Genomic DNA, 10,212 nt, shown 5'->3' with positions numbered 1-10,212 from the left:
GCCCTTGCGGACCAGGAAGATGATGGTCGAGGTGTAGGGCGCCGAATTGTTTTCGAATTTGGTGCGCCAGTCGGGATCGATCTTCTTCGACTTCGAGACGATGGCGTTGATGTCGCCCTCGAGCGCCAGCGTCACCACATCGGCCTCGAGGCCGTCGATCACGGCGCGTGCCTGGGCGCCCGATCCGCCATGCGACTGCTGGATGGTGACCGTCTCGCCGGTCTCGGCCTTCCAGTGCGCGACGAAGGCCTCGTCATAGGCCTTGTAGAGCTCGCGTGTCGGATCGTAGGACACGTTGAGAATGGTGGTGTCGGCAAACGCGAAACCGAGCGTGCCGAACTGGACAGATGCGGCGACCAGTACGCCGAGCAGTTTCTTGAAATGAGGTTTGGTCATTTCTGCCTCCGTTGATGACGGATTTAACTCTACCAAATCTATAGAAAAAAGGTGCATTCATCCGAAAGGACAGACATGCCGCATCAGCTAATCCAAAAGGCGGGTCTTGGGACGAAGACCGCGGCAAAAGGCCGTCGCGCCGGTGCGGGCTTTTGTCGGGAAGAACTTGGCCACCACAATCGTTTTGCAAGGTGGATGGGCAACGGGGCTAGAAAAATGTCTCATAATGACGCGAACCTGTGTGCTCGGGCGCAAGCACGAGGCATCACGATCTATCAGCGTTCAAAGACTGTATGGATCGCGGCGGGAAGCCATCGGGGGCAAGATTTTGAAGTGAAGGGACGTTCTCCAGCAATTGCGCTCGCATTCTGGGTGGAAGCCGCCCGATACAGAGGCTCGGGCATATAGGCCGGTCCGTGTGTGGAAGCGCATTGCGTTGGAAAAGAGTGCCCGGTCGACACGCTTCAAGCCTTTTTGCGCAGGTCGCTATCCCAAACAGCCGCGCATTCTTGCCGGCATGCCTCGGTTGGACCGGGTTTTGCACCGGAGTTCAAGAACCGATCCGTACCCACTTCCCGTTGGCCGATTGCGACTGTCTGGCAAAATAACGGTACGAAGTGTTTGACCAATCGCGGATGACACTGCCACGGTTATCCAGGATCAAGTCGCCCTTGTCGGTTCGAACCGTGAGAACCGTGTGACCCTCGCCGCCAAGCGAAGCGATCGTCAGAAGCAAGGCGGAAGCCGGCCATCGACGCTTCAAAAGCTCGCTCTTTTTCAGGATCGCAATATCCTCGCAATCACCCTGTTTGGTCGGTAGACGCCAGTCGTCGGCACTGCCTGCCGTGGCGAGGTCACTGCGCTCCTCGATCCGGCGATTGACGGAGGTGTTCACCGCTTCGAGTTCGGCTCTGCGTGCCGGTGTCAGCGTCACCAGCTTGACCTGCCCGCTGGTGCTGCAGAGTCGTGGCTGGTTGGCGCAGAACACACGAGCGGCCGGCGGAGGGAACGCATACCCCTTTGTGACCATCATCGCATGGGAGCCGGCTGTCGCGCTGCAACCAGTTGCCACCATGGCTACGGCAACAAGCGTAGCGAAACGCATCACGTACCATCTCCTTTTGGCTGTCAAGCTGCCAACAAGCCTCGCAGAAAATGGTAAATCAATCCTTAAAAAGGTATTCTCGGCAAACATACATAACAATATGTTACCGGATTGTAGAAATTAATTGATAGCGTCTTGGTTTGGGACCATGCGCACCTTTGCGTTGGAGGAAGAAATGCTGCGATCCATGACTTTGATCAGAAAGGTTTATTCGACCTTGCTCGTCTCATCTGCTGTTCTGGCTGCGAGTATGACGAGTTCTACGGCAGCACAGGATAGTATACGGCCGCAGATGACGGCAGCCCAATGCCAACCTCTTACCGACGCTAACTATGCGATGTGTTGTATCGCGATCAATCGGGGAAGCATCCTTTCGTCAGATCAACTCGATCAATGCCCACCCATCACCACCTCGCTCATCGCAACCACGCTTTCACGCATTGGCGACAGCAACGGGCCTGCCAGCGGAGGCGGTTCCAGTGGCGGTGATACGGGCGGCAAGGGTGGCGACGACGGCGGCAAGGGCGGCGATGACGGCGGCAAGGGTGGCGACAATGGCGGCAAGAGTGGCGACAACGGCAGCAAGGGCGGCGATGACGGCGGCAAGAGTGGCGACAACGGCGGCAAGGGCAGCGACAACGGCAAGAGCGGCGACGACGGCGGCAAGAGTGGCGACAATGGCGGCAAGGGTGGCGATTCCGGGCGGGGCTCCGGCCATTAGCAGAGGCTCCGGCAACTCGGTGTCGGATGTTGCTGGAGCGCATGTGATATCCGGCTTCGCGCCTGACTGACCCGCTCCAAATTCAGGAAGGCGCGTCGCGCTCCAGCGGGTCCAAGCGACGCGCCTTGACACCGAGCGTTGCCGCTTGGCCGGACAACGGGTCAAGGCTAATGCAACACAATCGCAAAGAATTTTCTGTCAGGCGACTGCAGCCTATCAACACCCTGGAGGCAAACTCTCCGAACCTGGACAGGTTGTCTGACCATGCAGCGCCAGCGGCCGAACTTCTGGCGGTTTTGGGCAATGAGAGAAGACTTGTGATTCTGGGCCATCTGACGGAAGGCGAAATTTCGGTTGGCGAATTGGCTGTGCTGGTCGGACTTAGCAAAAGCGCTCTTTCTCAACATCTGAGTAAGCTGCGCAAACACCAACTGGTTTCCACCAGGCGTCACCGGCAGACCGTCTACTATTCCTGTGGTTTTGGGATCAGTCAGAAAATCACCCAGATATTCGATGTAGCCGTGAACCTGGCTGCAGTTTCGCAGGCCGAGAAGCCTCGCAGATCCCCCGCCGCGTAAATCCTCGCTTTTCGATCCAGACGTCCGGATCCATGAAATCCTGCAGATCCTGGCAGCTCGCGCAGGCAGCAGATAGGGGCAGGTCTGCTTCGCCTCCAATCATCAAACGCCGCGTGGCCTTCCCGGCATGGCGTCTGGAGCGTCATTACCGGCTGTCAAGCGTGGAAACGATGCTTAAGCCCACGATCTATTAGTTGATCGTGGTAGAGCTTTTGCAGCGGCACTGTTAGAGTTCCTGACAGGGACAGGGGCGATATCGGCGCGGGCGCACCTGCCAGGACGATTCTCACAGCAACGCGACGAAGGTTCAGGAGCGGGTGGTCGCCTGTGCTGCAGCAGGACCAGAAGGAATCGGGACACAAACATGGCTGAACGGAATTACACCCGTCAGCTGGCGACGATCGTCTCCATCGATGCCGTTGGATTTTCACGGTTGATGGGTCTTGACGATGAATCGGCTGTCGCTGCCTTCGAGGAACGACGCGACATCATCGCCGAGAGCTGCAGCACCTTCGGCGGCCGCACCTTCGGCGATGCTGGCGACAGCGTCATGGCCGAATTCGGCAATCCGATCGAGGCGCTGCGCGCGGCGTTCGATTTTCAGGATCGAATTGTCACGCTCAATTCATCGCTGGACGAACCCATGCGCATGCCGTTTCGCGCCGGCATCAACACGGGTGATGTCATCGTCCGTGAAGGCCGGCTTTATGGCGACGACGTCAACATCGCAGCCAGGATCCAGGAATTCGCGCCCCACGATGGTCTCGCCGTGTCGGAAACCACCTGGCACCACGTGAAGGACAAGACAGCGGCTGAATTCACCGACCTCGGCGAACTCATGCTGAAGAATATCGCGCTGCCGGTGCGCGTTTTGATTGCGAGGCGTGGCGGCAACCTCTCACCGCCACCGGCGCTGATGGCGGCAATCCCTTCCGTCAATGGTCGGCAGAACGTGTCGCTCAAAGGACCACCCGCAATCGCCGTGCTGCCGTTCCAAAGCGATGGAGGCGAGCGCGGCGTCGGCTATATGGCCGACGGCATAGCCGAAGACATCATTTACGGGCTTTCCCACAGAAGATGGCTCTCGGTGATTGCCAAGAACTCAAGCTTCCAGTTTCGCGACGACACCTTGGGAACGCGCGTTATCGGCAATGCCCTTGGTGCACGCTACATCGTCAGCGGCACGCTGATGCGCAACGATGAGCGGATTCGTCTGACAACATCGCTTGCCGACGTGTCAAACGGCCGATTGGTATGGTCGCAACGCTTCGATCGCGCGCTGGCCGACATCTTCAGTCTGCGCGACGAGATCGGCGCGGAGATCGTCTCGATCCTCGACAAGGAGGTCGACCGGGCCGAACAGGCGCGGACCTTCCAGGTGCCGTGGGAAAGTCTGGAAACGTGGCAATTGGTGCGGCGTGGACGCTGGCATATGAATCGGCGCACACGCGGCGACACTGAAATCGCGCTGGAGTTTTTCGAAAAGGCTTACCGGGAAGATCCGAATTCGAGTGCGGTGCTGAACGAACTGGCATGGTGGTATTTCTGGCGAGCCTGGCTGCGGTTCGGCGACAGTGACGATCTGGACAAGGTCAAGCAATATTCACGCAAAGCCTTGCTCATGGACAGCCTTGATGCCCGCCCGCACGCTCATCTCGGCGTCATGGACATCATGAGAGGGCGGCCCGCATCGGCGGTCGATCATCTCGAGGAAGCGCTTCACATCAATCCAAGCTTTGCCTTTGCGCACTCGGCGATGGGCAGCGCGCGCCTGCTGCTGGGCGATGCCGCCGGTGCAATACCGTTCTTCGTCGAGACGGAGCGGTTGAGCCCGTTTGACCTCTACCGGTTCCACAATCTGGGGGAATTGGCCGCAGCTTACAGTTTCCTAGAGGATTGGCCATCGGCGATCTCTACCGCGGACCGATCGCTCGATCTGTCGCCCGGCTATTTCTATTCCCGGTTTCTGAAGATCGGCGCCCTGGCGAGGAGCGGGCGCAAGCAAGAGGCCATGCGGGAGCTGGCTATACTTATGACACGACATCCGGATTTTTCGGAGCAGAGGGTGCGCTGGATACCGTTCGTGGACAAAGCGGCAAACGAATTTCTCATCGCGAATTTCAAATCCGCCGTGAGCGATGATTAATTGAGGTGCCGAATGCCGACAACTGTGAAAGTATTCACATACGCGAGAAGGCTGCAAACCTAGCCATGGGTTAGCCGGCATCGCAATGACGTGGACAGCCGGGGGGCTTGAACGCGCATGATCCGTTTAAAGTATTTCGACGCCGTCCGGGCCGGACAAGAAAACCAGCGCCCACTAACCGAAATGCCGCCATTCGATCTGGAGCGACTCCGCTCCAAGGGTATCATGTCGCGTATCATCGGCGTTCTCTTCAATGATCCGCGCTGGATGCTGGCGCTGCTGCGCAGGTTCTGGCCCAATCTCGCCATCGGCAACTTCCTGCTCGTAACCAGGAATGCGGACGTCCGTGAGATATTGGAGCGCGGCGACGAATTCGAGACGCCTTACGGGCCGGAAATGGCCGAACTGGCACGCGGATCGAACTTCATTCTCGGCATGCAGGACGGCGCCGATTACCGGCGCATGAAATCGTCGGTGCTGGGCGCTTTCCCACCGGGAGAAGTCGAGGCCCTGGTCAGGCCGATCGCCGCGAGGCATTCACAAGAAATAATGATGCGCGCAAGCCCCGGCTTCGATGCGATAGCGGATCTGATAAAGATCGTTCCGGTGCGCATCTGCCGCGATTACTTCGGCCTCGAGATCGACGATGAATCCGAGTTTGCCGATTGGGCCATTGCGTTGAGTGCGCTGTTTTTTTCGGACCCGACGGCAAGCCCCACCACGCGCCAGCTCGCGGTGGTGGCCGGCGACCGGCTGATCAGGGTGATCGACCGCTCCATCGATGCGATCCGCGAGAGGAAGGGATCCAAGGATCGGCTGCCGCTGGCAAGGCTTGTCGATCTGCTGGATCAGGATCGCCTTTCGCTTCCCGACATTCATTCGATCATGCTTGGCATGATCGCCGGCTTTGTCCCGACCAATGTGCTCGCCGGTGGCAACTGCCTCGACGTGATCCTGTCCCGCGCCGATGCGCGGCAGGCTATCGATGCAGCCTTGGCCAAGAACGACACAGGCAGCCTGGACAGGGCCATTTTGGAAGCCATGCGCTTCAAGCCTATCTGGATTGGTCCCTGGCGTTACACCGCGCGCGACGCAACCATCGCCATGGGCACGCGCCGCGAGCGCCTGGTGAAGGCCGGAACGGTGGTCATGCCGGCAACGCTGTCGGCGATGTTTGATCCCGAGGCCGTGCAAAGCCCCAATCACTTTGACACGTCGCGCCCGCATCGAGATTACCTGGTCTTCGGTTACGGCATTCATCAATGCATCGGCGCCGAAATCGCCAGGATCCAGATTGGCGAAAGCCTTCGCGCCCTGTTTCAGAAGAACAATGTCCGCCGCGTGAGCGGCAAGGCTGGCAGGATGACGCATGTCGGCGCCTATCCGGACAGCTTGAAGGTCGATTTCGAGCGACCCGCTCTTTGCCGCACGGTCACCCATTCGATGGCGACGGTGGTGTGCCCGATCACCCGGCCTGCCTCGCTGGACGCCATCCGCGAAGAGGTCGCAGGGTTCGGCAACCCTGCCAGCGACGAGGTCCGTGCCGCGCTCAATGCCACCGGCATCATCCATTTCGCCAGCCTGGCTGTTGTTCCAACCGGCGAGGCGGGCAATTCCCCCGCCGATGGGAAAGGAGCGCTTGTCCTGGAGGTATCTGGCGACGGCAGCGCCGAAGATGTCATCAATGCTGTTGCGCATGCCATGGGGGACAGGCTGCGGCCAATCCTGAAGGACGTCTGCGACCTGCCTGACGGCCTCGCCTTGGACGCATTCCTGCGCAAGCACAATGTCGAGATTTCACCATCTTTCGGCAGCAACGCCGGACTGGTTTTTTCCGGTACACCGGGCCATTCGGTGCAGCGCATCCTGGCAGAAGCCGAACTTGCCGATGCAGTTCGCCTGCTGGTCGAACAGCCGTGCGCCACCAAGGGCGGAGCGGCGGCCGCGCTTGACGAAGCCCGCCGGCATGTTCGGTCCCTGGAAAAATTCGACTGGGCATTCGAGCCTGCCGAAAGCTTGCTCGAACGGCCCCCGGGAAAATGGTGGCAAGCCATAACAACCACGCTGCTGGCGCCGGCCGTGCTGGCCGCTGTCGCCCTGCTGGTGCTCGCCTTCTGGTGGATGACCTATGTGCTGGTGTTCGGCGATCCGCCCGGTCTCACATTAGGCACCATTGCCATAGCCGGCACTGCGCTTCTATTGGCCGTGCTCGGAATCCTGGCACTGGCAGCGGTGATCCTCGGCCTGTGCTTTCTCGCCCTACGGCGCCTCGAAGACATCGATGTCCCGCACAGCACGCCGGTCGACCTCGGCGATCTCGACAAGATTCTGGGCCGCGAAGACCAGCCCGGGCAAGCCCAGAACCATCTGACGGCGATCTCGACGATGAAGGTCGGCATATTGCGGAGGCTGGCGCTCAGGCTGTCGTTCTACCTGATCTCGATCTCGGCGCAGAAGGTCTTCAGGCCGGGGTTCCTTGCCACCATCAACACCATCCATTTTGCCCGATGGGTGCTGTTGCCCGGCACCAACAGGCTGATGTTCTTCTCCAATTATGGCGGCAGCTGGGAAAGCTATCTCGAGGATTTCATCGCCAAGGCCGCCGCCGGCCTGACGGGCGTATGGAGCAACACCGAGGGCTATCCTCGCACACGCTGGCTTTTCCTCGATGGCGCCCGCGACGGCGACCGTTTCAAGCGCTGGGCGCGCCGCCAGCAGGTGCCCACCCTGTTCTGGTATTCGGCCTATCCTGCTCTCAACACGTTGCGCATTCGCGCCAATTCCAGGATCAGGCGCGGCATCGCCACCGCGACGGGCAGTGAGGCGCGCGACTGGCTGAGCCTGTTCGGCTCCCTGCCGCGCCCGCAGGCCAGGAAGGCGGACGCCGGACCAGCAGCGCCCGACCCGCTGCCGGTCGAACAATTGGAGACCGGTGAGATTCAGTCCTTGTTCTTCGGTCCGTTCGGATCGCTGGGGCATGCCCATATGCTGGCGATGGCCATACCGGAAAACCTTTCCAGGGGCAGGCGCAGGGCCTGGCTGGAATTCGTTGTCGAGCAGACCAGCTTCGGCGACGGCGTGCCGGCGGGGCGGGCGATGACCGTTGCGTTCGGTCCCGATGGCCTTCGTCGTCTCGGGCTGGACGGCAGCGTCGATGACAATCCGCTCGACACATTCCCCGTCGCCTTTCGCCACGGAATGGGCAATCCCGAGCGCAGCCGCATCCTCGACGATCTCGGCGAAAGCGTGCCTCAGAAGTGGCAATGGGGTTCGCCGCAAAAGCCGGTTGACGTGGTGGTCGTCTGCTATGCGGAAAGTCCGGAGCGATTGAAGGTCGAGGTCGGCACCGCAAAGGCAAAGCTGACGGCAGCGGGGATGGACCTCGTCTCGGAGCTGCCGCTCGCGACCAAGCGCGACGGCAAGCGCGCCGTCGAGCACTTTGGCTTCGTCGACGGCGTCTCACAGCCGATCGTCAGGGGAACCGCCCGCGCCAACGTTGGCGCGGCACCCATGCACCTTGTCGCGCCCGGCGAGTTTCTGTTCGGCTATCGCGACGAGCACGGTTTCTATCCGTCATCGCCCTCTGTCGAGGCGTCGCTCGACCGGACCGGTATCCTCTCGGCGGTGCGCCGCAACCGGCAGATACCAGGCCTGCCGCCGCCGCGCCGCGACTTCGGCCGCAACGGCACCTTCCTCGTCATGCGCCAGTTCGAGCAGCACGTCGACACTTTCAACGCGTACTGCAAGGCGGCGGCGGTACAAGCGGCCAGCGAGACCGACGACCCGGCCATTACCCCGCGTTGGGTTGCCGCAAAGATGCTTGGCCGCTGGCCCGATGGCAGCTCGCTGGTGCGCAATCCCGACGGCCGGCCGGGGCGCGGTGCCGATAATGACTTTGCTTTCGGCACCGAGGATCCCCAAGGGCACCGCTGCCCGCTGGGTGCTCACGTCCGGCGGTCGAATCCCCGCGATTCGCTGGGTGAGGACCGTGAAACGCAAATCAGGATCGGCAAGCGCCATCGGATCATCCGGGTCGGTCGCAGCTACGAAAAACAGGGCAAGAAGGGGGGCAAGGTCGAAAAAGGACTGCTCTTCATGTGCCTCAATGCGGATATCGAGCGGCAGTACGAATTCATCCAGCAGACCTGGGTATCATCGACCTCATTCCAGGGGCTTGTGGCCGAAAAGGATCCGACGATCGGCTCGCGCGACGGCAACGGCAGGTTCACCATACCATCCTGGGAAAAGGTCACAGTGCTGAAAGGTATCCCGCAATTCGTGACCACCCGTGGAGGCGGCTATTTCTTCATGCCGAGCAGGTCGGCATTGCGGTTTCTGATTTCGCGGCTCTGATCTCCCGGCACTTCAATTGTGGGCGCCGTCAGTAGTCGTCTTGCGACTCGGCAATACGACGAAGCGCGCCAGCGTCCGATATGCGCAGGCCGCCGCGCCTGATGGCGATGACCCCCCGGTTGCGCCAATCGTTGAGTGTCTTGTTGATCGACTCTCTGGTGACGCCAAGGAATTCACCCAGTTCGGATTGCGAGATCGATATCCAGCCCGCGCCATCGGCCATGACACCTTCCAGAAAGACCAGCCGTTTTGCCAGCCTCGCCTCGATACCGAAAAAGGCCTGGTCACCGAGCTCGCCGCTGACCCAACGCAGCCTTGCACATAACAATTCGATCATGGCACGCGCCAGGGACGGATTTTTCTCAATTCGATCAAACAGATGTGTCCGGCTGAGCGAAACCAGCTCGCATGCTGTGAGGCATATCGCCGTGGCCGTGCGCGGGCGCCCATCGAGCGCGCCGATCTCTCCGACCAAGCTGCGCGACAGCTCGATATTGGCGACCAGCTTCTGGCCATCCGGCGAATAGATCGAGATCTCCACTGTGCCGCTCATCACACCGAAGATGCGGTCGGCAGCGTCTTCCTGGAGGAACAGATGCTGGCCGGCGGCATAGCGTTCGAGCTTGCAGCCGCTGAAAAGGAGGTCGAACTGGCTCGGGTCGATGCGCGCCAGGTGCGGCAGATCCTGTCTGGCGTTCGCACTGGCGGCTGGCATGAAGGCTTCCCGGTGTTGTCGTGACCGGACTGATTGTATGACAACCGGGTGATCGATCAAAGCAAATGTCATTTTGGTGCTTGCCCCTTCTGGCAGCAGAAAGGGGACCGGAAAGCCCGATCCCCTCTCGCCCCAGCGCCCTTCCTGAATCGCGGCCGAACAGCTCAACCAGTGGCTGTACGAGAAACCCAGCCCGCG

Annotated in this window: 7 protein-coding genes; 4 read left to right on the top strand and 3 right to left on the bottom strand. The window is 60.5% G+C overall.

The genetic code is table 11. The features are described 5' to 3' along the window. Together LB577_RS24330 and LB577_RS24325 are read right to left on the bottom strand one after the other, a co-directional pair. On the bottom strand, positions 1 to 396 hold a 396-nt coding region (locus tag LB577_RS24330), incomplete at its 3' end, for an extracellular solute-binding protein (RefSeq protein ID WP_224689214.1). 550 nt (positions 397 to 946) lie between these two features. Continuing rightward, positions 947 to 1,501, bottom strand: coding sequence for a transglutaminase-like cysteine peptidase (locus tag LB577_RS24325; RefSeq protein WP_224689222.1), 555 nt, complete (start codon positions 1,499 to 1,501; stop codon positions 947 to 949). Positions 1,502 to 1,649: 148 nt separating this feature from the next. Here LB577_RS24325 and LB577_RS24320 point away from each other — a divergent pair, with 148 nt between their 5' ends. From LB577_RS24320 to LB577_RS24305, 4 genes are all read left to right on the top strand, one after another. Further along, positions 1,650 to 2,222: a hypothetical protein gene (locus tag LB577_RS24320; protein WP_224689213.1), complete on the top strand. Its 573-nt coding sequence runs from the start codon at positions 1,650 to 1,652 to the stop codon at positions 2,220 to 2,222. A gap of 245 nt (positions 2,223 to 2,467) precedes the next feature. Then, positions 2,468 to 2,800 carry an ArsR/SmtB family transcription factor gene (locus LB577_RS24315; RefSeq protein WP_224689220.1) on the top strand — a complete coding sequence of 111 codons (333 nt, stop codon included), beginning with the start codon at positions 2,468 to 2,470 and terminating at the stop codon, positions 2,798 to 2,800. A 364-nt stretch (positions 2,801 to 3,164) separates the two neighbouring features. Further along, the gene (locus LB577_RS24310; RefSeq protein ID WP_224689211.1) at positions 3,165 to 4,946 is read left to right on the top strand and encodes an adenylate/guanylate cyclase domain-containing protein; all 1,782 of its coding nucleotides are present in this window, start codon (positions 3,165 to 3,167) and stop codon (positions 4,944 to 4,946) included. 225 nt (positions 4,947 to 5,171) lie between these two features. Then, a complete protein-coding gene (locus tag LB577_RS24305; protein WP_224689209.1) occupies positions 5,172 to 9,299 on the top strand; it encodes a cytochrome P450 in 4,128 nt (1,375 codons plus the stop codon). 28 nt (positions 9,300 to 9,327) lie between these two features. Here LB577_RS24305 and LB577_RS24300 read toward each other — a convergent pair whose 3' ends face one another. Further along, positions 9,328 to 10,014, bottom strand: a complete 687-nt coding sequence (locus LB577_RS24300) for a Crp/Fnr family transcriptional regulator (protein WP_224689219.1) — start codon at positions 10,012 to 10,014, stop codon at positions 9,328 to 9,330. Positions 10,015 to 10,212 lie beyond the last annotated feature (198 nt).

It is taken from the genome of Mesorhizobium sp. B283B1A (assembly GCF_020165735.1).
GTDB classification, from domain to species: domain Bacteria; phylum Pseudomonadota; class Alphaproteobacteria; order Rhizobiales; family Rhizobiaceae; genus Mesorhizobium; species Mesorhizobium opportunistum.
Note: the sequence above shows the minus strand (reverse complement) of the source record. Positions and strands in the feature narration are given on the sequence as shown.

What these genes read in the sequence shown, in the direction of transcription:
- LB577_RS24325 (WP_224689222.1), bottom strand. Translation starts at nt 1,501, where the DNA reads ATGCGTTTCGCTACGCTTGTTGCCGTAGCCATGGTGGCAACTGGTTGC.
- LB577_RS24320 (WP_224689213.1), top strand. Translation starts at nt 1,650, where the DNA reads ATGCGCACCTTTGCGTTGGAGGAAGAAATGCTGCGATCCATGACTTTG.
- LB577_RS24310 (WP_224689211.1), top strand. Translation starts at nt 3,165, where the DNA reads ATGGCTGAACGGAATTACACCCGTCAGCTGGCGACGATCGTCTCCATC.
- LB577_RS24305 (WP_224689209.1), top strand. Translation starts at nt 5,172, where the DNA reads ATGTCGCGTATCATCGGCGTTCTCTTCAATGATCCGCGCTGGATGCTG.
- LB577_RS24300 (WP_224689219.1), bottom strand. Translation starts at nt 10,014, where the DNA reads ATGCCAGCCGCCAGTGCGAACGCCAGACAGGATCTGCCGCACCTGGCG.